The 25,914-nt window shown below is 45.4% G+C and carries 14 protein-coding genes and 1 pseudogene; 10 read left to right on the top strand and 5 right to left on the bottom strand.

What is annotated here, in order from left to right; translation table 11 throughout:
- Positions 1–174 precede the first annotated feature (174 nt).
- Complete coding sequence (locus QUA45_RS21095; RefSeq protein ID WP_333099248.1) at positions 175–423, top strand: hypothetical protein; 249 nt, start codon at positions 175–177, stop codon at positions 421–423.
- 302 nt (positions 424–725) lie between these two features.
- Here QUA45_RS21095 and QUA45_RS21090 read toward each other — a convergent pair whose 3' ends face one another.
- Positions 726–1,418 carry a PEP-CTERM sorting domain-containing protein gene (locus QUA45_RS21090; RefSeq protein ID WP_333099247.1) on the bottom strand — a complete coding sequence of 231 codons (693 nt, stop codon included), beginning with the start codon at positions 1,416–1,418 and terminating at the stop codon, positions 726–728.
- 623 nt (positions 1,419–2,041) lie between these two features.
- Positions 2,042–2,641 carry a sulfite oxidase-like oxidoreductase gene (locus QUA45_RS21085; protein ID WP_333068079.1) on the bottom strand — a complete coding sequence of 200 codons (600 nt, stop codon included), beginning with the start codon at positions 2,639–2,641 and terminating at the stop codon, positions 2,042–2,044.
- A 275-nt stretch (positions 2,642–2,916) separates the two neighbouring features.
- Here QUA45_RS21085 and QUA45_RS21080 point away from each other — a divergent pair, with 275 nt between their 5' ends.
- Positions 2,917–3,186: a hypothetical protein gene (locus QUA45_RS21080; RefSeq protein ID WP_333150818.1), complete on the top strand. Its 270-nt coding sequence runs from the start codon at positions 2,917–2,919 to the stop codon at positions 3,184–3,186.
- 349 nt (positions 3,187–3,535) lie between these two features.
- Here the strand turns inward: QUA45_RS21080 and QUA45_RS21075 are convergent, their stop codons facing one another.
- Both QUA45_RS21075 and QUA45_RS21070 read right to left on the bottom strand, forming a co-directional pair.
- A complete protein-coding gene (locus QUA45_RS21075) occupies positions 3,536–4,231 on the bottom strand; it encodes a TrkA family potassium uptake protein (protein WP_333099245.1) in 696 nt (231 codons plus the stop codon).
- A 140-nt stretch (positions 4,232–4,371) separates the two neighbouring features.
- Complete coding sequence (locus QUA45_RS21070; protein ID WP_333099243.1) at positions 4,372–5,706, bottom strand: TrkH family potassium uptake protein; 1,335 nt, start codon at positions 5,704–5,706, stop codon at positions 4,372–4,374.
- Positions 5,707–5,967: 261 nt separating this feature from the next.
- Here QUA45_RS21070 and QUA45_RS21065 point away from each other — a divergent pair, with 261 nt between their 5' ends.
- The 3 genes from QUA45_RS21065 (at position 5,968) to QUA45_RS21055 (ending at position 17,950) form a co-directional block, all read left to right on the top strand.
- A complete protein-coding gene (locus QUA45_RS21065; protein WP_333222021.1) occupies positions 5,968–6,921 on the top strand; it encodes a methyltransferase domain-containing protein in 954 nt (317 codons plus the stop codon).
- A gap of 36 nt (positions 6,922–6,957) precedes the next feature.
- Entirely contained in the window at positions 6,958–8,016 is a 1,059-nt protein-coding gene (locus QUA45_RS21060; RefSeq protein ID WP_333222022.1) for a homogentisate phytyltransferase, read from the top strand.
- 115 nt (positions 8,017–8,131) lie between these two features.
- The gene (locus tag QUA45_RS21055; RefSeq protein WP_333222020.1) at positions 8,132–17,950 is read left to right on the top strand and encodes a tetratricopeptide repeat protein; all 9,819 of its coding nucleotides are present in this window, start codon (positions 8,132–8,134) and stop codon (positions 17,948–17,950) included.
- A gap of 108 nt (positions 17,951–18,058) precedes the next feature.
- On the opposite strand, the gene QUA45_RS21050 is transcribed toward QUA45_RS21055, so the two are convergent.
- Positions 18,059–21,274: a glycosyltransferase gene (locus QUA45_RS21050; RefSeq protein ID WP_333222019.1), complete on the bottom strand. Its 3,216-nt coding sequence runs from the start codon at positions 21,272–21,274 to the stop codon at positions 18,059–18,061.
- A 109-nt stretch (positions 21,275–21,383) separates the two neighbouring features.
- On the opposite strand from QUA45_RS21050, the gene cobA reads away from it, so the two are divergent.
- The 5 genes and pseudogenes from cobA (at position 21,384) to QUA45_RS21025 (ending at position 25,641) form a co-directional block, all read left to right on the top strand.
- A complete protein-coding gene (gene cobA, locus QUA45_RS21045; RefSeq protein ID WP_333222018.1) occupies positions 21,384–22,949 on the top strand; it encodes a uroporphyrinogen-III C-methyltransferase in 1,566 nt (521 codons plus the stop codon).
- A 32-nt stretch (positions 22,950–22,981) separates the two neighbouring features.
- The gene (locus QUA45_RS21040) at positions 22,982–23,179 is read left to right on the top strand and encodes a DUF2281 domain-containing protein (protein WP_333222017.1); all 198 of its coding nucleotides are present in this window, start codon (positions 22,982–22,984) and stop codon (positions 23,177–23,179) included.
- Between the two features lie 16 nt (positions 23,180–23,195).
- Positions 23,196–23,489: a Fic family protein gene (locus QUA45_RS21035; RefSeq protein ID WP_333222016.1), complete on the top strand. Its 294-nt coding sequence runs from the start codon at positions 23,196–23,198 to the stop codon at positions 23,487–23,489.
- Between the two features lie 295 nt (positions 23,490–23,784).
- Positions 23,785–24,975 (top strand): tetratricopeptide repeat-containing serine protease family protein, encoded by a 1,191-nt coding sequence (locus QUA45_RS21030; RefSeq protein ID WP_333099233.1) that lies wholly within the window; start codon positions 23,785–23,787, stop codon positions 24,973–24,975.
- A gap of 87 nt (positions 24,976–25,062) precedes the next feature.
- Positions 25,063–25,641, top strand: a pseudogene (locus QUA45_RS21025) (Uma2 family endonuclease).
- Positions 25,642–25,914 lie beyond the last annotated feature (273 nt).

Raw genomic sequence — 25,914 nt, 5'->3', positions numbered from 1 at the left:
TCCTGGCACATCTTTAGATGAACTCATCTGTGCCTACTGCGCTCAATAGTGTCTCTTTTTTATTTGAAATGACTATACCAATTCAGTGCCGGTACTAACAACCATTACACACCAGCCCACCAACCTGCGTTTAATTTTAGCCTACAAGCTCGGCCTTCCTGAACAATTGAAACCTTGGTTAAAGCTATTTCCGAAGTCGAAGGCGTTTTGTCCCAAACAACTCCAGAAGTTGAGAGTTTAGGCATTAACCAAGATTATTTGCATCTTATTTTCCCCTATTGGAAGCTGCAGGAACAAGCACAGGTGCAACGGACAAAAACTGTGGTAGTGGAGGCGATTAAAGTAGCGTGCGTCTGTGGGAACCTTAAAATTATTCAACCCGTAGCGGTGACTTTGTACGATCGAACCCTTTACCGTGAGTGAGTTTGGAATTTTGAGTTGGGAGAGGGAGACTGTGGGAGAAAGCGAGAGTGGGATAGTCAGAGAGTGGGAAAAATCCTGTTTCTCCTGTCGGACTTCTTCACTTTTGACTTGTGCCATCCCCCTCCATCCGTTAAATCCATTAAATCCCGTACACTGCTGCGTGGCCGAACGTCCCTCTGACTTCTCCCTTCTGACTTTTCAAATCAAGCAAAAGGCGAGCCTATTTCTCATTAGCACGCCTCCAAATAGAACTTTATTTTGTTGTCAAACGTAATTGATGAGATTGTTCCGGTTGAAACAAATCATGAAGTCGTCTTGCTAGCGCGACGACGGCGTGCTGCAACCAAGCCACCCAAACCGAGAGCCAAACCAGTCATTGTCATCGGTTCTGGAACTGCTTCTGCGCTCACTGCGAAGTCTTGGAAGTCTGCGTCGTTGTTGTTACCACGATCGTCGAAGGAGATTAGCGTGCCTCCATTAAACAGAGAACCTGTGCCGTTGGTAAATTGTCCAGCAGCTTGGAAGACGTTCGTGGTTTCTTTGCCAAGTGCGTCCCACAGTTGCGATTGCGCCCCAAACACCGCTTGCTGGCTGCCACTGTTCAAGGCTGAGGTTGAGTAGACACTGCCACCCCAGTCACTGTCGAGCCCCAAAGTGTAAACTTGATTTGCCAGGAATGTGAATACTACCGAGCCAGAACCCAAGACTGTATTGCCCAGAGTTCCTTTCCATTCGTTGTCCCAGTAGTTGTCTGAGGATTTAGTTTCCGAAAACAGCGTGCTAACTAGAGAGACCGCCGAGTCCTTCACACTGTAGACTCCCAAAGAGGATTGGTACATTCCGTGAGATTCTTTGAAGTTAAACTTGACGCTTGTATCTTGGGTGAATGTGATGCCGTTGGTGCCAAAGGAGAAGGCTTGAGCTGGAGCTCCGGCGCCAAACAGAGCTGTGGCGGCTGCGGTAGCTGTTAGGGCGGATAAGAGTTTGGTATTCATAACCTGTTCCTTTTGTGCGAGGGTCTTAATATTTTCATTATGCGATACTTTCTTTGTATTTGGTTCACTTTAAGTAAAGTTTGACATATTCTTTATCAAGCCTTTACATAACCTTCACAAATGCTGTCGCTCGCATCTATCAGCAGGCGATCGCTCCCTACAAATAGCCACTAAATAATTATAAAGAGTGTGGATAGAAACCTTGCAGTCACTGGTCTGGGAGCGCGGAGTAGCGCAACTGATTTCGAGCTGACCTATGCTAATTTTTTATTTAATTCTCAAGTCTAAATCCTGAACAGCAAACACTTAAGTATAAATACGGTAATATTTGTGCGTACTGACAGTTAGAGAAGTTTTATATTAACCAGAAACTGGGAATATTTGTTTTTTGGGACTTTTGTAGGGGAGTTAAAGTAGTTTATCTATCGGGTAAAGTACGTACAAACTGCGATCTTTGGATTTACGTGTTTTGGTTGAATTAAGTAGATGCGGTGGCGTGAGATATCCCAAAGATGCGGAGGGGATGGAATTTCCCCAGACTGAAGCAGTAAAAGATCGGATTGCCCCTCAACAAAGATTGTATAGAGAAGCTCTCGCCCCGTCTTTGCTCCCGATCGCCCAAATCAAAAAAGACCGCTGTAGCGTTCCTCTGCCCAAGGTTCCCCCCGCTGGTGGTAGCCGTTGCGTTCCCAAAAACCGAGTTCTTCGGTTTCTGTAAATTCCAAGCCGTTAATCCATTTAGCGCTTTTCCAAGCGTACAAGTGGGGAACTACGAGCCGCATTGGGCCGCCGTGGTCTGCTGACAGAGGTTCGCCGAAGACGGTGTGGGCGAAAAAGTTTTCTTCTCGGAGGAAGTCGGCGATCGCAATGTTGGTAGTATAGCCGCCGTAGCAGTGTTCCATGACGTGCAGAGCTTTTGGATCGACTTCTATATAGTTCATAAAATCTGTGACTTTGACTCCCGTCCACTGCACATCGAGTTTTGACCACCGGGTGACGCAGTGAAAATCCGCCGTAAAGTTACTTTGGGGCATGGCCTGGAAGTCCGACCAAGTGAAGGTTTTTGGTTTTGCTAATCCCCAGACTTTAAATTCCCAACTCTCAATACTGACGGAGGGTGTATCGCCGTAGGTCAGCACAGGAAAGCCGTTGGCGAGGTATTGACCTGGGGGGACGCGATCGAGGTTTTCTGATTCTGGCTTGCGAAAAAATTTGCCCAGCATTGATTCACGCTCTACAGTAACTGCCTGCAATCCTGAGTATAACTTGCAGAGATGGGCGCATCGCTATTCGTCTCCAGGTAGAAAGCTTTCATCACTTCTGCCGAAATAAAATCCCCCTATCATGCTAGATGCCCGCCTAATTCTGCCTTCGGAGAGAGGAGAAGCTAAAAATTTTAAAAATTTATCACCCCAGCGTATGAATTACCTAATCCTAAATTTTATCGTAATTAATGGTGCATTTCCGAATCTTTGATGTATTGTTACAATATGCTCAGATGCCATATGTAAAAAAAATTGATGGGGTAAAAATCATGATCGCAAGTTGCTTGATTCCGTTGACGGTATGCTTGATTGCTTGGTGGGTGACTGCCGGGACTGACAACAGAACGCTAGACGGAATTCCGGCTCCCATAGCTGCAATTATTGGAGTGTGTTCGTTAATTTGGTTGCTGGCGGTGTGTCCTTGGCCTGTTGAACTCGCTCTAGTTTTGGCCGTGGTGGTTTTCGGCAAAGCTTATTTGCAAAAAATTTTGAAAGTCGGCTGAATTTTCAGGGCTAGCGCTCCTATGATTTGCGGGGGCGCGATCAAGTGCTGCTACTTTGTTAAATAGTTAAATAAAATTTTTCGCGATTTGTCTGGCTAGGTTCTCGGAGGAGGTCGCAAAGACGGAATCAACCCCAGAACTGGTGAAATTCAATTTATATATTTCAGTTAAAAATTAGAGCATAAAGATTGACAGAGAAACCCGGTTTATCTAAGATAAACCGGGTTGGTAAGGTTATGAAATTTTCACACATCCCGCAATAATTGCTTAGGACTTAGACACTCGGAACCCAAGAAACCGGGTTTCTGAGTCTACGAGTTTTGCTGTACGTGCGTAAAATAGCGAACTGTTAAATTGGCAAGCGACTGATATCTTTATTAGAACCAACTACTACCATCGCGTCGCCTTTTTTCAAGCGTTCACTTGGTTGCGGATTGATCTCGAACTTGTCGGCGCGACCGACTGCTAGCAAGTTCAAACCATACTTGCGCCGGAGCTCCAATTCCGAGATGGTTTTACCGTCAAACTTTTCAGGAACGAGCACCTCAACGATGCTGTGATCTGGGTCGAGGTCAAACCGTTCTAAAATGCTGGGCTGTGTAAGAATCCGGGCCAAAGAGCAGCCCATTTCTCGTTCTGGAAAAACTACATGATCTGCACCCACTTTTTTCAACAGTTTTAAGTGAGTTTCCGAAGAAGCTTTGGCTATTACGTGACTTACCCCGCCTTCCTTAAGATTTAGGGTGGTGGTAATGCTTTCTGCTAGGTAATTGCCGATCGCAACAATCACTGTTTCAAATTCAAATATACCGGCTTCCCCAAGAGCGCTAGGCTCAGTAGAATCTAACTGCACAACGTGAGCAGCAATACGATCGGTCAAAGCTTGAGTTACTTTTTTTTCATCGGTGTCAACTCCCAAGACTTCGTAACCCAAGCCGTGCAGAGTCGAACACACAGCTTTGCCGAAGCGTCCCAAACCAATAACTGCAAACTGCTTGTTGTCGGCGCGCAAAGTGCGAAAAAAATTCAAAGATGACAGGTTCACTCAATATCCAGCGCTGAGCCTCTTGCTGTTTAAATTTTAGCAGAGACAGCGCCGCCTCCTTTTGATTTTTGGGTAAGTAGTAAAAGTTGATTTGGGTTGTCACCCATTGTTTAGATTATCAGCAAGTAGGCAGGATTTTTTTATCCCACTAACAAACTTTCCTCAGCATACTTAAAAGACCTGGGTTTGGGGTCGCCAAATGCAGCACTTATCAGCAGCAACACGCCAACCCGACCTATATACATTGTAGCAATCAAAATCAACTTACCGATCGCTGAAAGCGTGGGTGTAATCCCAGTGGAAAGACCGACCGTGGCAAAAGCTGAAACTGCTTCATACAGCGCTGCGATAAATTCTACTTGGGGATTGGTCAGCTCGATTAAAATAGCAGATGTGAACGCGACCAACAGGGAACCGAAGACTACGCTAATCGTTTTCAGAATCATTGGTGGCGGGATTTGACGCTGATAGCACTCCACATCTTCCTGGCCTTCGATAACTGCTGTGGTACAGCAAAACAATAGCCTAAAAGTTGTGGTTTTGATTCCGCCGCCGGTGCTGCCAGGACTGGCGCCGATAAACATCAGCGCTATAGTCAGAAATAGCGAGGCTTCGCTCATTTGGCCAATGCTAATTGTATTGAAGCCCGCCGTGCGGGGAGTAACAGCTTGAAACCAAGCTGCCATCACCTTTTGAGGAAAATTTAGAGCACCGAAAGTGTCTGGGTTGTCGTATTCCAACACCAAAAAGGCTAGCGTTCCTAAAATTAAAAGGACAGCCGTTGTAGTAGTAACAACTTTGAAGTTTAGGGAAAAAACTGTGCAGATTGGGCTTTTGTTGAAGCGATCGCGCAGCCACAGGTACATTTCCATAATTACTTGATAGCCGATTCCCCCAAATATGATTAAACCCCCGACTGTGAAGTTAACCATAGGCGAAGTGATGTAGCCGATCAAATTATCTGAATAGATGCTAAAACCGGCATTGTTAAACGAATTAACGCTGTGAAATATAGCAGACCACACGCCCTCTTTAAATCCGTATTGGGGGACGAAAACCGTCATCAGCAAAAACACTCCTGTTAATTCAAACAAAAGCGTTGTTGCTAGAATTGACTGCACGAGTTGTACTACGCCGGCTAGCCCGGATTTGTCGAGAGATTGTTGCAGGGCAACTTTGTCTTTCAATCCAAAGCGGCGACCCAATAATAGCAGCAAGAAAGTCGTGGCTGTCATGTAGCCCAAGCCTCCTATTTGCACCAGTAAAACTAGGCACAGTTGCCCCCAAAAAGAGTAATATTTTCCGACATCCACAACCGACAAGCCCGTGACGCAGACAGCGGAAGTAGATGTAAACAGTGCTGTTATTGGATCGCTCCAAGTTCCATCAATTGTGGAAAAGGGCATCATCAGTAATAAAGCACCTGTGAGGATGACAGCGAGAAAGCCCAAAGCAATGGTTCGCGAGACAGTCATTCGATTTTAGATTTTAGATTTTAGATTTTAGATTTGACAGGGAACCCACAAATCGATTTTAGATTTTAGGTTTGAGAGGGAACCCACAAATCGATTTTGGATTTGAGGTTTGAGAAGGAACCCACAAGATCGATCCTCGGGCTTGAAATCAGGACATCTCTGTTTGGCGAATGCCGGAGACCGATCGAACTCAATCGCCAAATTCTATGACAACAGCGGGAAAATAACGGTAGAATTCCTTTAATAACTTGCGATCCGGCGATGACATCAACACTTTACCAGCAAATTCAGCAACTTTACGACGCTTCTAGCGGTTTGTGGGAGCAGGTGTGGGGCGAACATATGCACCACGGTTACTACGGCCCGGATGGCAATTTGAAAAAAGAGCGCCGACAGGCTCAGATAGATTTGATAGAAGAACTGCTGGCTTGGGCTGGAGTACCGTCAGAGAAGGCACTGGGTGAATCTTACCGCATTCTCGATGTCGGTTGCGGGATCGGGGGCAGCACGCTGTATTTGACCGAAAAGTTTAGTTCGATCGCTCAAAATAATTTAAAGTTGGATGGCAAGGTCGATCGAGAGCGTAGCCGATCGCCCGAACTAAACAAAACGGGCGCTAGCGTTACAGCGACCGGGATTACTCTGAGTCCGGTACAGGCCAACAGAGCGACCGAACGCGCTAAAATTGCCGATGCTCAAAGCAATGTGAATTTTTTGGTGGCCGATGCTTTGAATATGCCTTTTCCTGACGAGTCATTCGACTTGGTTTGGTCGCTCGAAAGCGGCGAACATATGCCAGACAAAATTAAGTTTTTGCAGGAATGCTGTCGCGTACTTAAACCGGGAGGAACTTTGATTTTGGCAACTTGGTGTCACCGCCCGCTGGGAGAAACGGCGGGTGAATTAACTGATGAAGAGAGAAAGCAATTGGCAGAAATTTACCGGGTTTATGCTTTGCCTTATGTAATTTCTTTGCCGGAATATGAGGAAATTGTCCGCAGTTTGCCTTTGACAAATATTCGCACCGCTGATTGGTCAAAAGCTGTTGCTCCTTTTTGGGATGTGGTGATCGATTCTGCTTTGACTCCGAGCGCGATTTGGGGTTTGCTAACGAGCGGTTGGACGACTATTCAAGCAGCACTTGCTCTCGGATTGATGAGCCGTGGATATCAGAGCGGGTTGATTCGTTTTGGGCTGATTTGTGCTGTAAAATAACAGGCATATATCAGAGAAGTTTTGAGTCTTGAGTTGATGAGTAAGGTGCGTATTACGCACCCTACAGAATATTATTTGTTTGGCGTGGGTGTGAGATTTATGGGCAATGATTCGATTGGCAAGTCTTGGATTGATAAAAATGGCTCGGCTCCGCAAAGCTGGATGAGGGCATTTTGGGAGTTTTCTCGGCCGCACACAATTGTGGGTACTAGCTTGAGCGTATTGGCGTTGTACGCGATCGCCCAAAGCACGAGGCTGTTTGTGAATCCTGTATTTTGGCCCCTAGCTTTTGCCTGGTTGGCTTGCATTTGCGGCAATATTTATATTGTGGGATTGAACCAGTTAGAAGATGTTGAAATTGATAAAATAAATAAGCCGTATTTGCCGATCGCCTCGGGAGTGTTTTCTCGGAAAACCGGGGAAGTAATTGTAATTGCCACGGGAATTATAGCAATTTTAACGGCTGTTTTACAAGGCCCGTTTTTGCTGGCTACCGTTGGCGTTAGTTTAGCGATCGGGACTGCTTATTCTCTGCCCCCAATTCGGCTGAAGCGGTTTTCTTTTTGGGCGGCGCTGTGCATTTTTACGGTGCGGGGCGCTATCGTAAATTTAGGGTTATTTTTACACTTTAATTGGGTGTTGGGTTTGGGAAGGGCGAAAAGCGCTTTTTCGGGCTGGAGTTTGGAGAGTGTGTCTTTTCGGATTCCTGCGGAAGTTTGGGTGCTCACGGTTTTTGTTGTGGTGTTTACGTTTGCGATCGCCATTTTTAAAGATATCCCCGACATGGAAGGGGACAAGGAATATAATATTACTACGTTTACGATTGAGCTGGGCAAGCCGGCCGTCTTTAATTTATCTCGCTGGGTGTTGACGGTTTGTTATTTGGGCGCGACTTTGGCGGGAGCGATGGTATTGTCTAATGTTAATTTAGTGTTTCTGGCAGTTTCTCATTTGGTGGCTTTGGGTTTGATGTGGTTTTGGAGTGCGAAAGTTGATTTGGACGATAAAATAGAAATTGCGGCATTTTATCAGTTTATCTGGAAGTTGTTTTTCTTAGAATATCTGATTTTTCCCGCCGCTTGTTTGTTGGGGTAGAAGGGGAAGAAGGAAGAAGGAAGAAGGAGGAAGGGGGAAGAAGGAAGGAAGAGTTAACAAGTTAGAACAAGTTGGCAATTACAAGTTAGCGAACTCCCAAACAACAAAGATAACTATGGCTTCTAAAAAAAAATCGCCAAAATCTGCCTGCAAATTGGGTGCAGAAGAATCTTTAAAAATAGCTTGGGAACACCACCAAGCGGGACGTTTGTTAGAAGCTGAGAAGTTGTATCGGCAGATATTAGAAGCGCAGCCGCAATCAGCAAATGTGCTGTGTTTGTTGGGAATAGTGGCGAGACAGCAGGGAAAGATTGCAGAGGCGATCGACTTTTACGAACAGGCGATCGCCCAAAACCCCGATTTTGTAGAAGCACATTTAAATAAGGCTAATCTTTTACTGGATGTGCGCGAGTATCAAAGAGCGATCGCCAGTTACGAACAAGTAATCAAAATCCAGCCAAATTCCGCACTCGCCTACAATAATTTGGGCTGGATTAAACAGCAATTAGGTGAAATAGACGCGGCTATTTTAGCTTACCAAACAGCACTGCGACTAGATCCAAACCTACACGAAACAGCGCACAATTTAGGACATTTATTTAAAGAGAAAAATCACTTTAACGAGGCGATAGCTTATTACCTCCACGCTTTAAAAATAAATCCCAATTTGATATATTCCCTGATGGAATTGGGAACTATTTTGCAGCAGCAAGGTAAATTAGTAGAAGCTTTAAACTGCTACCAGCAAGCTGTAAAACTAGATCCAAACAATCCAGAAGCTCACAACAATGTAGGAGCATTTTTCCACGAACAAGGCAATGCAAAAGCAGCAATATCCCACTACCGACAAGCATTAAACTTAAAGCCAGACTTCGTGGAGGCTATTAACAATCTCGGACACGCTTTGGTCGATTTAGGAGACTTTCAAGAAGCTTTTTCTTGTCACAGTCGAGCCTTGGAATTGCAGCCCGACAATGCCATCGCACACCTCGAATTAGGTTTAACTTTGCTATTATTCGGAGATTTTCAGCGCGGTTTTGCTGAATACGAGTGGCGGTGGCGCACTCCGCAACTACAACCGAGGCAATTTAAACAGCCGGTTTGGGATGGTTCGGATTTGCAGGGGAAAACTATTTTACTCCACGTCGAGCAAGGCTTTGGTGATTCTATTCAGTTTATTCGCTACGCCCCAATTCTTCGGAGCCGAGGCGCTAAAGTTATGGTGGCTTGCTATCCAGAACTGATGCGGTTGTTTGCGACAGTTCCAGGTATTGAATATTTATCAGTTAGTTTAGAGGGTTTGCCAGAATTTGACGTTCACGCACCTCTGATGAGTTTGCCGCGAATTGTGGGGACAAGTCTGGAAACAGTACCGGCAAATGTTCCTTATTTATATCCGCCTACTGAGTGCAAATTTGCGCTTTATTCTGATGCCCAATTGAAGGTAGGGATTGTTTGGGCGGGGAGTCCGCAGCGCCGGAAAGACAATCAGCGTTCTTGCAAGTTGAGCGAGTTTATTCGATTTTTGGATGTTTCGGGAATCGCTTTTTATAGTTTACAAAAAAACTTGTCCGAGAGCGATCGCACTTTGTTGAACCAACACTTAGTGCCGGATTTAACTCCGCATTTGAACGACTTTGCTGATACCGCTTCGGCTATATCTCAACTGGATTTAGTCATTAGTGTCGATACGGCTGTGGCGCACTTAGCCGGCGCTTTAGGAAAACCGGTTTGGGTGCTGCTTTCTTTTGCTCCTGACTGGCGTTGGCTGCTGGATCGTGAAGACAATCCTTGGTATCCAACTGCGAGGCTTTTCCGCCAAAGTCAGCCGGAAAGTTGGCAAGAATTGTTTGACGAAGTACAGGCGGCTTTGAACTCTTTTGCGATCGCCAATACTGCTAGTTATTCAGAAGATTCTGCCAAAAATTCGCTTGACTTCGTTTCACTCGCCATGACTGCTAATAATGCGCCCGACCTCGATTCTGTGGCTCTCAAAAAGACAGGTGCAAGCTTGCTAGATGAGAGCAAACAAAAAATTGTTGCTGCGAGCGAAGCGTTAGGTAAGGACTCCGCAGTCCAGCCCTTGTTGGGGAGTGAGACATCGGGGGCGAGCGCGACGGGTGGGGATAACCCTGTTGTTTTAGAGGATTTATTGCGACAAGCAGAACAGTTAATGGAAACAGGTGATCGGGAAGAGGCGATCGCCCTTTACAAACAGATTATATCTCTCGATCCAAATTGCGTTCAAGCGCGGATTAATTTTGGTTTTCTCAAACAAGAAAAGGGCGAATTGGAAGCCGCTATCCCGCATTACCGAGAAGCTTTAGCCATCGATCCAAATATTCCTCAAACAGCGTACAACTTGGCAAAGATTTTTGAGGAACAAGGTCAAGCGGAAGAGGCGATCGCACATTACGAGCAAGCTCTTGTAGCTCAACCGGATTTCGTACCCGCCCTGATTAATTTAGCGGTGGCCCTGCAAGAAAAAGGCGAACTTGTAAGGGCGATCGATCTGTACCGGCGAGCGCTGGAAATTAATCCGCATAGCTGGGAAGCTTACAACAATCTCGCAACAGTGTTGCAAGAACAGGGCAATTTAGAAGAGGCGCTGGAGTATTATCACAAAGCTCTAGAATTGCTGCCGGATTTTGTGGAAGCTATTAACAATTTAGGCCGGACGTTTCTGGAAAAAGGCGCGGTAGAAGATGCGATATCCTGCTACAGACGAGCAATTCATTTAAGTCCAAATCACGCTAGCGCTCACCTAAATTTGTCCTTGGCTTTGCTGTTGGTGGGAGATTTGGAAAATGGTCTAGCCGAATACGAGTGGCGCTGGCAAATTAAAGAATTTCACACTGGTCATTCCTGTTTTTTGGCGGGACCAGAAAATACTGTTTCGGCGAGAGAATACCGGCCGCTGTGGGACGGTTCTGATTTGGTGGGAAAGACTATTTTGCTGCACGCCGAACAAGGTTTAGGCGATTCGCTTCAGTTTATCCGCTACGCTGCGATCGTCAAAAATAAAGGCGGTAGGGTAATTGTTGGCTGTTACCCGCAATTGCACCGTTTGTTTGCAACGGTTGACGGCATTGATTTGCTAATAGTTAAAGGCGAGCCACTGCCGGAATTTGACGTGCAAGCGCCGATGTTGAGTTTGCCCTATATTATCGGTACAAAGCTGGAAACAATACCAGCAAATACTGCTTATTTATCTCCGCCTGCGGGTGCTGAATTTACGCTTCTGCCCGATCGCACTTTGAAAGTTGGCATTGTCTGGGCGGGGAATCCAAAACACCGCAAAAACAAGCAGCGTTCGTGCAGTTTGAGTCAGTTTCTGCCGCTTTTGGACGTTTTGGGGGTAAGTTTTTACAGCTTGCAGAAAGAGGTTTCCGAGGCCGATCGCGCGCTGTTGAATCAAACGTCGATCGTAGATTTGAGCCCGCATTTTGGCGATTTGGCCGATACTGCTGCTGCGATCGCCAAACTGGATTTAGTCATTAGTGTCGATACCGCTGTCGCCCATTTGGCGGGGGCTTTGGGCAAGCCGGTGTGGATTTTGCTGGCGTTTTCGCCGGATTGGCGGTGGCTGCTGGAGCGTGAAGATAGTCCTTGGTATCCAAGTGCAAGGCTGTTTCGCCAGCATCAGCGGGGCCACTGGGAGGACGTTTTCGATCGGGTGGCGGAAGCTCTAGGCGCGGTTGCTGCTGCATTTGTGCCATCGGATTCGGCGGATGCAGAGTTTCGGTTGGGCGTGGATTTGCAGCAGCAAGCCGATTTTGGCGCTGCGATCGCTTGTTATGAGCGAGCGATCGCGATCGATCCTAATTACGCAGCCGCGCACAGCAATTTAGGCGTTGTCAAACAGCAAACGGGCAGGCTAACAGAGGCGATCGCGCACTACCGACAAGCCCTAGCAATCGACCGGAATTTGGCGGAAACTGCAAGCAATTTGGGCAGCGCGCTGGCGGAAGCAGGGGAGACTCAAGAGGCGATCGCACAATATGAGCGGGCGCTTTCTTTGAACCCGAATTGCGCGGAAGCGCTGATTAATTTGGGCCTGTTGCGGGAAGAGCAAGGAGATGTGGCGGAGGCTATAAGCTGCTACGAGCAAGCGATTCAAGTCAATCCTAATTGCGCGGTGGCTTATTTGAATTTGGGGATTGCTTTGGAGGCGCAAGGGGAGGAAGCGGGCGCGAATTACGAACAGGCGATCGCGAATTACGAACGGGCGATCGCGATCGAGCCAAATTATGTGGACGCCTTGAACCGTTTAGCATACGCCTCGATCCGACAAGGCAAAATTCCAGATGCGATCGCCTACCACGATCGAGCTTTGGCGCTGCAGCCAAATTTGGCAGAAACCGATCTCGCTTTCGCGAGTTCGCTGTCGAGCCCAGATAAGTTGGATGAGGATTTAGCTGTTTGCCAGCAAGCGATTCAGGCATTGCCAACCAGTGCACAGGCTCACTGCAATCTGGGAATTGTCCTGCACAAACAAGGCAAAATTGAAGATGCGATCGCCTGCTATCAGCAAGCTTTGAGCTTGAAACCCGACTTTCCACAAGCTTGGAACAATCTCGGCAAAGCTTTTGAGGAAGCGGGAAATATGGCAGGGGCGATCGATTGTTACCGTCGGGCGATCGAACTCAAACCCGGTTATATCAATCCCCTCACCAGTTTGGCAAGTGCTTTGCACGATCGCGGTCAACTTGCAGATGCTGTCACCTGCTACAGCCAAGCAGTAAAATTCAATGTCGCTAACCCCGAAGCTCACCTAAATTTAGGTTTAGCTTTGCTGTTGTCGGGAGACTTTCAGCGCGGTTTTTCCGAGTACGAATGGCGACTCCTAGTTAAAGAAAAACAGTTCCGGCGGCACAACTTTATTCAGCCACTTTGGGATGGTAAAAATTTGGAGGGAAAAACTATTTTGCTTTGCCCGGAACAGGGGTTAGGCGATGCAATTCAGTTTATCCGCTACGCAGATTTAGTCAAACAAAAAGACGGTAGGGTAATTGTTTGGTGTTTGCCGGAATTGCAGCGCTTGTTTGCACAAGTTTCTGGAATCGATGCGTTAATAGTGAATCCAGAGGATGCGCCGGATTTTCAAGTGCGGGCGCAGCTAATGAGTTTGCCTCACCTTCTGGGAACAACTTTAGAAACTATACCGACGAAGGTTCCTTATTTAGCTCCGCCGGCCGGTTGGGAATTTACTCTCAATCCAACTACTAATTTGAAAGTAGGGGTTGTGTGGTCGGGAAATCCTAAAAATTCCCAAAATAAGGTGCGATCCTTACCCCTAAATTTGTTGACAAAACTGTTAGATATTCCTGGAGCCGATTTTTACAGTTTGCAACAGGAAATGACAGCAAACGAGCGCGCTTTGTTAGAGCAAATGGCCGTAACAGATTTAAGCTGTTATTTGCACGACTTGGCGGATACTGCGGCGGCTATCTGTGCTCTGGATTTAGTAATTTCTGTAGATACTTGTGTGGCACACTTGGCTGGTGCTTTGGGCAAACCCGTGTGGATTTTGCTCTGTTTTGTGCCGGATTGGCGGTGGATGTTGCAACGCGAAGATAGTCCTTGGTATCCCACGGCACGGCTGTTTCGCCAGTCAACAGCGGGAGATTGGGAAGGAGTTTTAGAAGAAGCTGCTTTGGCTCTAAAAGAAAGAATTTGTCAGCATCAAAAAGCTGTACCGCCAATAGAAGCTCAAACCAATATTGACTTATATCAAAAACAGTTTAATCAGGGAAATATTCTCAAGTCGCAACGAAGATTTGCCGAGGCCATCGCTTATTTTAAAAATGCTTTGGTTTTGCAGCCGAGTTCGATAGAGGCTACGACTAATTTGGCAGTGACGCTGCACCAAATAGGTGATTTAGCCGAAGCTGCTGCCTATTATCAGCGCGCGATCGAAATAGATCCAAACTGCGCTCAATCCCACAATAACTTGGGTATTTTGCTGCAAGATCAAGGCAATATAATGGCTGCTATATCTTGCTTTCAAAAGGCGATCGCCCTGAACCCGGTTTACGTCAAAGCTCTCAACAATCTCGGCGCGGTACTCCAGCAGCAGGGCGAGTTGCAGAGTGCGCTCGCGTGTTTTCATCAAGCACTTTCTGTCAATTCCAATTACGTGCCCGCGCTGGTAAATTTGGGTAGGTCGATGCAAACACAATCTCAGCTAGACGAGGCTGAACGGCTTTACGAGCGTGCAATTGGAGTAGAACCAAACAATCCTACAGGACACTATCACCTGGGAACGTTACGCTTGGGGGCGGGAAAAATAGAACAGGCTATTTCTAGCTTGGAACGAGCCATATCTTTGAACCCTAATTATCTAGAAGCTATTACTAATTTAGGGAGTGCATTTGAACAAGTAGGAGACGTAAATCGAGCAATTTCTTGTTACAAAAAAGCAATAAAAATCGATGTTAATTGTGTAAAAGCTCACTTCAATTTAAGCTTAGTATTGCTGTTGACTGGGGACTTGCCGTGCGGTTTAGCAGAATACGAGTGGCGCTGGCAAACAGAACAGGCGAAAAAATTACTACGGTTAAATTTTGACCAACCAGTTTGGGACGGTTCAGATTTGAACGGACAAACTATTTTGCTCCGATCCGAACAAGGTTTGGGCGATGCCATTCAATTTGTTCGATACGCGGCAATTGTGCAGCAAAAAGGTGGTAAAGTAATCATTTCGTGCTATCAAGAACTGAAGCGTTTATTTAAGCAGATTTCTGGCATCGAACAAGTGGCGGTTCGCATGGATGAATTGCCGGCTTTCCAAGTGCAAGCACCGCTGATGAGTTTGCCTCATATTCTGGGAACAAATTTAGAAAATATACCCGCAAATGTTCCTTATTTAGCTGCGCCGTCCAATTGGCAATTTTCCCTAAATTTTGATCGCAATTTCAAAGTTGGGATTGCGTGGGCGGGAAGTTCGGAACATTTGAAGGATTTTCAGCGATCGAGCGATTTAAGCTATTTCCTGACATTGTTAGATATTCCAGGTGTAAGTTTTTACAGCCTTCAGAAAGACTTATCGCCTGACAATCGTACTTTGTTAACTCAAATTCCCGTGATAGATTTGAGCGACAATTTGAACGATTTTGCCGATACTGCGGCGGTGATATCGCAACTAGATTTAGTAATTTCCGTGGATACCGCTGTCGCGCACTTAGCCGGTGCTTTGGGTAAACCGGTATGGATTTTGCTGTGTTTTAGGCCGGATTGGCGGTGGATGTTGCAACGCGAAGATAGCCCTTGGTATCCGACGGCGCGACTGTTTCGGCAGCAAACACCGGGCGATTGGGTGGGAGTTTGCGATCGCATAAAAACAGCGTTAAAACACCTAATTTCTACTCGTTCCCAAGCTGTAGCTGGTAAGGAAGATACCGAAGCCTCGCCTCGATTTTCTTTATCGCCCGCACAGGTACAATTTCACATAGCAAATGCCTTAGAAAAACAAGGTAAAAAAGCAGAGGCAGTCGCTCGTTACGAACAAGTAATTGCCGCTTCACCCAGCCACGCCGAAGCCCACAGTTATTTAGGTTATCTCAAACAGGAAAACGGGCAAATAACCGAGGCTATTTCGCACTACAAACAAGCGCTAGAAACCAATCCCAACCTGAGCGAAACAAACTTATACTTGGGTTCTGCCCTCGAAGAACAGGGAAAAGTCGCAGAGGCGATCGACTTCTACAATAAAGCAATTCAACTACGTCCCAACTCGCCAAATTGGCGCTTGAGACTAGCATTAGCTTTGCTCTTAACTGGAAATTATGAGCCGGGTTTTGCGGAGTACGAATCGCGCTGGCAAACTCAACAATTAGATCCGCGCTCTTTTGAGAAACCGCTTTGGGACGGCTCGGATTTGCAGGGAAAAACAATTTTATTGCACCCCGAACAAGGTTTTGGCGATACCATACAGTTTATCCGCTACGCTCCTTTAGTTAAGCAAAAAGGCGGCAAAGTTATTGTTGCTTGTCATGTCTTGCTGAAGCATTTATTTGAAGGAATTGCAGGAGTCGATCGAGTAGGAGTCAGGCCGAGCGATTTGATAGATTTTCAAGTGCAAGCCCCCTTGCTAAGTTTGCCGCGAATTCTGGGAACGACTTTGGAAAATATACCTGCGAATATTCCTTATTTAGCTGCGCCACAGGATTTTAAATTTTCCCTAGAACCGAACAATAAACTAAAAGTAGGTATTGTGTGGGCGGGCGGCCCGCTGCACCGCAACAATCATCGGCGATCGTGTAAATTGAGCGATTTTTTGAAATTTGTAGATGTTGCAGGAATTAGTTTTTACAGTCTTCAGAAAGATTTGTCAGGGGGCGATTCCCTACAGGATAGCTGCGCTTCACGCACTTTATTAAAGCAACACCAAATTGAAGATTTAAGCGAATATTGCGTTGATTTTGCCGACACCGCAGCAATTATTTCGCAACTCGATTTAGTAATTTGCGTAGATACTTCTGTGGCACATTTAGCCGGTGCTTTGGGCAAACCCGTGTGGATTTTGCTGTCTTTTGTTCCCGATTGGCGCTGGATGCTGGAACGCGAAGATAGTCCTTGGTATCCCACTGCGCGGTTGTTTAGGCAGCAAAAAGCTGGTGATTGGGATGGAGTTTGCGATCGCATCAAAGCAGCCTTAGAACACTTAATCTCTACTCGTACCCAGGCTCAGCCTGCTAACGCAGATTCTTATGCTCCGCCTCAAATTCAACCCCCAGAAACTCCCCCACAAATTACCGGAATCGGCATTACTTGGCCCCTCAGCATCACCAGCGGCTGGGGAATTTACGGCGTGAATTTAACACTACAACTGCTGCAAAATCCCGCTTGGCAAGTTGCACTTTTAGCACCGCCATCAATCACCTCAGAATCTATGAATCCGCTGCATAAATCCTTGTTATTACCTGTAATTGAAAAGCAAAAAAGTTTTCAGGAATTAGTAGCAGCCAATTCCGACAAACAAATCAGTTGTAATTTTCCCGTACTTTACGCTTTGGGTAATAATTTAGAATCCTCTGGAGTTGACGATAAAATTACCAGCGCTTGTCAAATAGGAGTCATATTTTTTGAAGACACGCGAATTACAGCAGAAGCACTAGAAACAGCCAAAAAATATAGCGCGATTGTCGCAGGTTCCAACTGGAATGCGGATGTTTTGAGAAGCCACGGCTTGACTAATGTGGCGATGGTACATCAAGGAATTGACCCAACAATTTTCCATCCTGCACCTAAATCTAATCTATTTGGCGATCGCTTCGTCATTTTCTCCGGCGGCAAACTGGAATATCGCAAAGGTCAAGATATTGTAATTGCCGCTTTCAAACGATTTCGCGCCAAACATCCAGAGGCTTTGTTACTAACAACATGGCACAACTTCTGGCCTCAGTATATGCTAGGAATCGAACAAACCGGAAACGTTGCCGGACTTCCCAATATCAACCGCGACGGAAGTTTAGGAATTTCCCAATGGTTAGTGGCTAATGGTTTGCCAGTTGACTCTTTTATCGACATCGGCTTAATTCCCAATCACCTCGCGGGACAAATTTTGCGAGAAGCCGACTGCGCTGTTTTCACCAACCGCTGCGAAGGTGGCACTAATTTAGTCGCGATGGAAAGTATGGCCTGCGGAATTCCGACTATTTTATCAGCAAATACGGGTCATTTAGACTTAATTTACAGCCACATTTGCTATCCTTTATGGACCCAAGGACGAGTTAAACAGACTGCTCCTTTTTCCGGTGTTGAAGGTTGGGGGGAGTCTGAGGTTGCAGAAGTTGTCGAGGCTTTGGAACAAATTTATACTAATCGCGAAGAATCAAAAAATCGCGGTTTAGCTGCGGCTAACTTTATGCTAGATTGGACTTGGGAAAAACAAGTTAAGCGCTTTCTTGATGTTATATCAAATTCGCTTTAACAATAATCTTTTTCCGGTGCATAGAATCCGCTACTACACAAAGTTTAGTTAGCCTAAGCGTTGGCGCGCTGGCTTCGCCCAGGCGAACTAAAGAATAAAGAATCCAGATTAACTTGCGATTTGTTCCAATAGCTTTTTAGCACTATTCACGCTTTCTATATCGTAAATTTCCCGGTTGTAACAAACAATTTGTGCTACCAACTTTTGATGATATTGCTGAGATTTTGCCAACATAGAACCCTGGTAACGCCTATAATTGACAACTACTTCTCTCGTTCCCAAAAAGGGAATATTGTGCTTGTGGCAGTTAACCCAAAACTCCCAATCTTCGTAACCTTCCTTCATCCCCACTTTGTACCCGCTGACCAAATCCAAAATAGATTTGTGATAGAGTGAAGACGGGTGAATCATGTTAGATTGCTTGATATTTTCGGGAGAATACAAGTCGTAACTGGGTACTATGCGATTTTCTGTACCAAACATTTGATAAGAACCAAATGCTATGCAAGGTACATTTGATTTTAAACATATTTCTAAAAGGTCAGTCAAGGCGTTTTTAGCTAGGATATCATCAGCATCTAAAGGCATAATGTATTCACCGTTTGCGGCTGCTATGCCAGCATTTCTAGCACTTGAAAGCCCTTGATTTGTTTGTTCTACAAGCCTAATTTGATATTGGGGATTTGTTACTATTAAATTTTTGGCAACTGTGCTGGTAGTATCTAAGCTGCCGTCATTGACAATGATAATTTCCCAATTTTTGTAAGTTTGGTTAATTACGCTAGTTACTGCTTCCACCAAAAAATGAGATTGATTGTAGCAGGGAATAATCACAGATACCAAAGGTCGATCTGCCAATTGTGGCGATGCTGTAACTTGTTTGACACTTTCTGATTGTAAATTATGTGCCGAATTTCTCGCAGTTTGCAAGCTATAAAAATAAATCTTGGGATGGACGATGGCTAATTGATTCAGATCGGTATTTTGATATTCATTTACTAACCTCGGATATCCCGACAAGTATTCTTGTTTAACAAAAATCAAGATATTCTGAGCGTACCAAGGCTCTACTTTGTCATTGTTCCATATTTTTTTTCTCAAGCAGTCAATAACTGCATAGCCGTTTTTCTGAAAGTAATAAACCCAATATTGTGGCCACTGTTCGTTAACGTGTTCGACGCCTCCTTGAAATGGTATCGCAGCAGAAAACAGAATCACTGGTGCTAGTTGAGTGAGAGAATTAACAAAGTTTTCGGCACAGGTAGCAGGCAAATGTTCGGCAACTTCCAGAGAAATTGCTAAGTCAAATTTTCTGTTTATTTGCAGCGGTTGCTTTAAATCGGCGGATTGGAACTGATTTAAAGGAATTTGTAAAATAGTGCGATCGACATAATCACCATCTATTCCCAAACAATCAGCAATTCCCAACTTGTGGAACGCAGCTAACCAACTTCCCGTACCGCAGCCCACATCTACCACACTTTTAGGTAAAATGGGTTGCAGCAAGTCTAACAGCAGGGGAATAATTTCTCTAGCAGAACTGCGAGTTCCTTCTCCGATTAATTGGTAAAAATCTCTTGTATAAGATGACTGTAGGTTTTGATTGGTTTGGCTGGCTGTTTGAGAATTAATTGTCTCTAAACTGCTAATATTGTAACCGTGCAAATGTACTGGCAACTGCCAGGAAATCTTGGGGTCGGGTTGATGTTTTACTGGCTCGACATTACCCCGCCAAGCCGCGCCCATAATTTGCATTGTTTGATATACTACTGTTTGCCATCCCCTTTGCTTCAAGTAATCTAACCCTTTACCAACATCTGGAGCGGTTAAATCGTGAAATAAAATTATTGCATCTTCCTCAGCCAATTTTTCGCACGCAATGGCATCATTTAACGGCCCATCACCTCCGTGTTCTCCGTCAATAAAAATTAACGACCATTTGCGGTTGAATTGAGCGGAAAATTCTTCTACTCTTTGGGGGCTATAGCCTGGTATTAGCTCGACTGATGTTTGAACGCCCCACGCATTTAGAGCGCCTTGAATTGAGTCGATTACGCTTTGTCTAATGTCCTCTCTTTCTAACAGCGGATCTACGACATCTAACTCAACTCCTGAGAGCGCTAAGTGACAAGCCGACCACCCTAGCCAGCAGCCTATTTCTAAGGCTTTTTTACCTTTGAATTGCAGAGCTGTATTGTAAAGGATGTGTGCTTCGTCGCGATTCAAAAACCCGATGAATGGATAGCGCTTGTCTGCATACCAATTATGCGGAACTTCCCGGCGTAAATAAGGCCAGTTACTCGTATTTGGATCGGCAATAATCATATTGGGGAAATAGGAGTCAGGTATAATTATTTGGAACCCTGGCGAAACGTAATCCCCTGGTTGTAATAAATTATTTTTGCTAAGTTCAGGTTGTTGGTAAGTCATTTTTGGTTCTTGAAAGATTGGTATTGCTTCCTGTTTTTTAGGTTGATAACGGACACTAATTTCCAGTAGATCGCCGTCAGTTGCCATCAATTGTACTCGGTCAAACTGCTGGCGACCAGCTAAATGCAAAATGCCGATCGCCTCCTGCGGCAAGTACGGCTCCACAAAACAGCCTCGCTGCTTGTCCCAAACCGGAAAACCGTTGAATATCCAATTGCACCAAGGTGGGAGCATTTCAGTGAGATTGAACAATTCGCCACTGTAAACAGCGAGGTTGAGGGCAAATTGATCTGTCATGACACAGCCGGATCTTTGCAATCCTTGATTGAGTTTCTTAGCCCAGATTTCCCAGTGCAAAGCATCTTTTCTGAGGGCGAAAACTCCGGCATTTAATATCGGATAACTGTAGAATTTCTTAGCAATTTCTTCACCAAAGTTAGCTTCATATAGTTGATAAACCCACTGCCAAAACTGAGGAAGTTGTCCGTACTGCTGCAAGCTTGCCCTGTGAACTTCGGGAATAATTGCCAGCCCCCGGCGCGATGCTCCTGCAACCAACAAATTAATTGCTCTCCAGTCTTGAACCCAAGCATCTGCATCTATCCAAAGGTATATATCAAAATTGGGAAAGTATTTTCGCAAATAAGGTCTAACTAATAGTCCTTTTAAATGTTCGGGAGATTCATTTCTGCCAGGAAAGTCAAAGTCCCACTCCGGCTTTTGAATGATATTAACTTGTGTTTTTAACCACTGCAACTGTTCGGGAGTGCAGCCGAGATCGAAAAAGCCGATCGCTACATTTTCACCCTCGGGTTTTTCCCGCACCGATAAAATAGTACCTTGCACCAATTCAAAGTAATTTGCATCGGCGGCTGTGATGATGATAATCTGCATAAAGAGCTTTTCTTATACAATAAACTGCTGAGTATAGCGTAGGGTGCGCCTCGGCGCGTCTTACTATAGGCTAGCCATATTCATAAAACTATACTATCGAGGAGGAATTGTGAAAAACCACAAAGGGAAAGTTTATCTAGTCGGTGCGGGGCCGGGAGATTGTAACTTGATGACAGTGCGATCGCACAAACTGCTATCCCAAGCCGAAGTTTTAATCTATGATGCTCTCATCGACATCCCGCAACTGGAATTAATCCCAGCAACTTGTCGGAAAATAGAAGTCGGGAAACGCGGCGGCAAACCTTCCACCCAGCAGCAAGAAATTAACCGTTTGCTGGTAGAAAATTGCAAGTTAGGCAAACAAGTCGTGCGGCTAAAAAGCGGCGATCCGTTTATTTTTGGTCGCTCCAGTTCCGAAATTCAAGCATTAAAAACAGCGGGCTGCGAGTTTGAAGTAATACCCGGAATATCCTCCGCATTAGCTGCACCTTTACTAGCAGGAATTCCCCTCACAGATCCGGTAATGAGTCGCTGTTTTGCAGTAATGAGCGCCCATGAACCGGATGCTTTGGAATGGGAAGCATTAGTGCAGATAGAAACTTTGGTAATATTGATGGGAGGACGCAATTTAAGCGAACTCGTCTGGCAATTGCAAAAGCACGGACGATCGACCGAAACTCCGATCGCCATTATCCGAGATTGTGGCCGCCCCGAACAGCAAATTTGGCTGGGCACTCTCTCGAACATTGTACAGCAAACAGCAGGTCAATCTCTATCGCCTTGCGTGATGGTAATTGGGGAAGTAGTTAGATTGCGCGAATATTTAATCCAGCCAGAAAGCACAAATATGATCGATACACCTGTCACCACTAATAACAGCAAATTGCCGCTAGCAGGAAAAACCATTTTAGTCACGCGATCGGTTTCTCAGTCTGCTGAATTTAGCGATCGACTCCAGCAACAAGGAGCTCGCGTTATCGAAATGCCCGCCTTGGTAATTGGGCCGCCATCCACTTGGGAACCATTAGACAGTGCGATAGCACAATTGTCAAGCTTTCACTGGTTAATTCTCACTTCCCACAACGCTGTAGACTGCTTTTTTCAACGCTTACAAGCAAAAGGCAAAGACGCCCGGAGTTTGTTTGGGATTAAAATCGCCGTTGTCGGGCAAAAAACAGCAGAAAGTTTGCGATCGCACTCTCTACAACCAGACTTTATTCCCCCCAACTTTATCGCCGATTCCCTAGTCGAGAACTTCCCCGATAACTTGCAAAGTTGCAAAATCCTATTTCCGAGAGTAGAAAGTGGTGGCAGAGAAGTTTTAGTAAAAGAATTCACCGCCAAAGGAGCGCAAGTAATAGAAGTGCCAGCTTACCAATCTTGCTGTCCCGAAACTATCGACCCGATCGCCCTCTCCGCACTCCAAAATCAAGCCGTAAATATTATAACATTTGCCAGTTCCAAAACCGTGCATAACTTTTGCAAGCTCATAGAAAAAAGCCCGGAATTGTCCCGATATCAGGATAGGTTAAAAAATGTTTGTATCGCTTCTATCGGACCGGAAACTTCCAAAAGCTGCCAAAATTTATTGGGTAAGTTAGATGTGGAAGCCAAAGAATATACCTTAGATGGATTGACTGAGGCGATCGTTGAATGGGTACAAGCGAGGTTGTAAAATAGTTGTACGAGCATTAGGATGAAAGAAACATGACCGCAAAAGACCAACTTCTTCAAGAACTCGACCAAGTGCCAGAATTCTTGCTGCTGAAAGTGCTTGAATTTGTCCGTTCCTTAAAGAGTGAAGAAGAACAACAAAAACTAGAAGCCAAAGCCAAAGCATTGCAGGCATATCTAGATTCAGAACGCGAAAGAAAGGACGTTTATCGTCGCCTTGCCAACTCCTAATTTTGTCAGCCAAAGTATGGTTGTCAATATCCACGCCAGACAGATAGAAAGATTTGGTGGCACTCCCGTCGTCAGAGATGAAGGTTTGTTAGAGTCGGCTTTTGCTCCACCGCAAGCCACTTTTGGCGGTCAATTATTGCATCCGATAATTGCCGAACAAGCTGCTGCTTATCTCTATCACATAGCGATGAATCATCCGTTTATTGACGGTAAGAAGCGATCGGCTTTTGCGGTGATGGATACCTTTTTGCGTTTAAATGGTTCCACTCTGAATTTGACGGATGCTCGAGCATATGATTTAGTCATGTGAGTCGCACGGGGAACCATGACTAAGGAAGAACTAACCACCGAGTTCGAGTCATGTATTTTTGAGCTTTAATAAGTAAGTTGGGCAGCATTCATGGAGATTAAGTAAGGTGTGGCGTACTCATCCTACATGGAAATAGCGAATCGCGGAACAAAAAAGCGAGTAAAATTATCACTAAACAACAAAGCCGAGATCCTTTGCGTCAAATCAGTAATAAAACTAAACACAAAAAAGCACAAATCGCCGATCGCCCTTTCTCCGCCAAATCCCGCTACCCAACTACTAATTAGCAATAGCCATGAATATAAATTTTTCTCGTTACGACACCTTAACCACCCTGCTAGCAGGAACTACCGCAGCCTTAACCATAGTCATCAGCCAACCCGCGATCGCCAAAACCCCCCAAGAAGTCGCCAGCATTGCCGGGCCGCTGACAGTACAAATTAACAGTTCCCTAGGAGACGGTTCTGGCGTAATTATTGCCAAAAAAGGCAAAACTTACACAGTTTTAACAGTCAATCACGTCGTAGAAAAAGCAGACGTGAAATACACCGTTCGCACGTCTAAAGGCAAAAACTATCAAGCAACCTCCGTCACCCGTTTGCAAACCGCCGAAACTGACCCGGATTTAGCCGTAGTCAAATTTGAAAGCCCCGAAGAATATCCAGTCGCGACGATCGCAGATTCCGATCAAGCCGTCATAGGCACTCAAATCTTCGTTTACGGCTATCCAGCTACGGGCGGACTTTTCGGCGCCCAACGAGAACCCGAACTCTCTCCCGGACTCGTTACCAGCCGCCCTGGCAGCCGCCCGGAAGGTTACACTTTGCGTTATCAGGCCGTAACTTGGAGTGGCATGAGTGGCGGCCCAGTTTTTGACTCCGAAGGCCGAGTCATCGGTTTACACGGACAAGGGGAATTTGGTTTCGCGCAAACGAGTTCCGGCGAAGTCGCCCCGATTAAAACCGGATTTAACGCAGCAGTTCCAATCAATACATTTATCGCGAAGCTAGTGGCGGCGGGAATAAACAAATCCGAGTTGAAAGTAGACAATACTCCCGCCACTATCGGCCCGGTATCCACCGCCAATCCTCAAGACGCCCAAGCTTATTATTTTCGAGGACTTTCGCTGTTAGATCAAGGAGATGCTTGGGAGGCGATCGCGGATTTCAACAGAGCACTCGCTTTCAAGCCCAAATATACCCCTGAATTGTATTTTAATATCGGTAATGCGCGCACTTTCATCACCGCCGCCTTGCCCCCACTCGAACCCACCCGCGGTTCCACTGCTATTCAAGCATACACGCTGGCGATCGCAGCCAATCCCGGTTTTGCCGACGCTTACTACAACCGAGCTTTAGCTTACCTGGACAACAAAGACCAACCAAAAGCAATTGCCGATTTTCAAAAAGCAGCGGAACTTTACAAGCAAGGCGGAAGAACCAGCGCCTATCAAGACGCGCTCAACAGAATCAAACAATTGCAGTAGAATTAAAAGTTAACAATTAAGAATTAAAAATGGGATTATTCATTTTTAATTCTTAATCAAGTTCGTACAAACAGCAGGTAAATAACAATGACTGCTATCACCTTAAACCTCAATTCCATTATCAAACTAACTTCTGAACAGTTTTATCAACTGTGCTAAGAAAACCCGGAGTTGAAACTTGAACGGAACGCCAACGGAGAATTAATTGTCATGCCACCAACCGGAGGAGAAACGAGAAAAAGCAACTCAACAGCGAATGCTCAAATCTGGACGTGGAACGATCGAACTGAACTCGGAGAAGTGTTTGATTCCTCCACAGGGTTTACTCTGCCCAATAAAGCCGATCGCTCTCCTGATGTCTCCTGGGTAGAAAAAGCCCGCTGGGCAGCTTTGACACCCGAACAAAAAGACAAATTTATCCCCTTGTGTCCGGATTTTGTAATCGAGTTTCTTTCTCTGAGTGACAGATTGACAAAGACTCAGGGAAAAATGCAAGAATATATGCAAAATGGCTGTCGTTTGGGTTGGTTGATTAACCGCAAAAAACGAGAAGTAGAATTTTATCGTCCCGGTCAATAAGTGGACGTTTTACAATCTCCTCTCACCCTTTCTGGGGAAAATGTTTTACCGGGATTTGTTCTCAATTTGCAAAAAATTTGGAATTAGCAGAATTCACTTTTGAATTATATCATCTTCGGTAAAATAACCGTTACCATTTCGTAGTGAAGAATGGAAGTCAGAGGGAGTAGGAGCGCGACTCTTCGTCTTAACTACGAACCAATTTCGCTATCGTTTGAGCGAGATAATATTAGCTGGGAATTTGATAAAATTATAAGTATCCATAAAATTAATGTGCTTTATTTAGGGCTTGCTGAATAAGTTAAGAAAAATCGCTATCGCAATTAATGGGTGATTCAAGCTCGGCGAAACATAATTTTT

The sequence above is a fragment of the Microcoleus sp. Pol12A5 genome (assembly GCF_036701435.1).
Taxonomy (GTDB): Bacteria; Cyanobacteriota; Cyanobacteriia; order Cyanobacteriales; family Microcoleaceae; genus Microcoleus.
The sequence above is the reverse complement of the archived record's forward strand: the minus strand, read 5'-3'. Positions and strand labels throughout refer to the sequence as shown.

Bases quoted from the DNA above. Each gene is read 5' to 3' on its own strand.
- QUA45_RS21090 (WP_333099247.1), bottom strand. From the start codon at position 1,418: ATGAATACCAAACTCTTATCCGCCCTAACAGCTACCGCAGCCGCCACA.
- QUA45_RS21085 (WP_333068079.1), bottom strand. From the start codon at position 2,641: ATGCTGGGCAAATTTTTTCGCAAGCCAGAATCAGAAAACCTCGATCGC.
- QUA45_RS21080 (WP_333150818.1), top strand. From the start codon at position 2,917: ATGCCATATGTAAAAAAAATTGATGGGGTAAAAATCATGATCGCAAGT.
- QUA45_RS21070 (WP_333099243.1), bottom strand. From the start codon at position 5,706: ATGACTGTCTCGCGAACCATTGCTTTGGGCTTTCTCGCTGTCATCCTC.
- QUA45_RS21065 (WP_333222021.1), top strand. From the start codon at position 5,968: ATGACATCAACACTTTACCAGCAAATTCAGCAACTTTACGACGCTTCT.
- QUA45_RS21060 (WP_333222022.1), top strand. From the start codon at position 6,958: ATGAGTAAGGTGCGTATTACGCACCCTACAGAATATTATTTGTTTGGC.
- QUA45_RS21055 (WP_333222020.1), top strand. From the start codon at position 8,132: ATGGCTTCTAAAAAAAAATCGCCAAAATCTGCCTGCAAATTGGGTGCA.
- QUA45_RS21050 (WP_333222019.1), bottom strand. From the start codon at position 21,274: ATGCAGATTATCATCATCACAGCCGCCGATGCAAATTACTTTGAATTG.
- QUA45_RS21040 (WP_333222017.1), top strand. From the start codon at position 22,982: ATGACCGCAAAAGACCAACTTCTTCAAGAACTCGACCAAGTGCCAGAA.
- QUA45_RS21035 (WP_333222016.1), top strand. From the start codon at position 23,196: ATGGTTGTCAATATCCACGCCAGACAGATAGAAAGATTTGGTGGCACT.
- QUA45_RS21030 (WP_333099233.1), top strand. From the start codon at position 23,785: ATGAATATAAATTTTTCTCGTTACGACACCTTAACCACCCTGCTAGCA.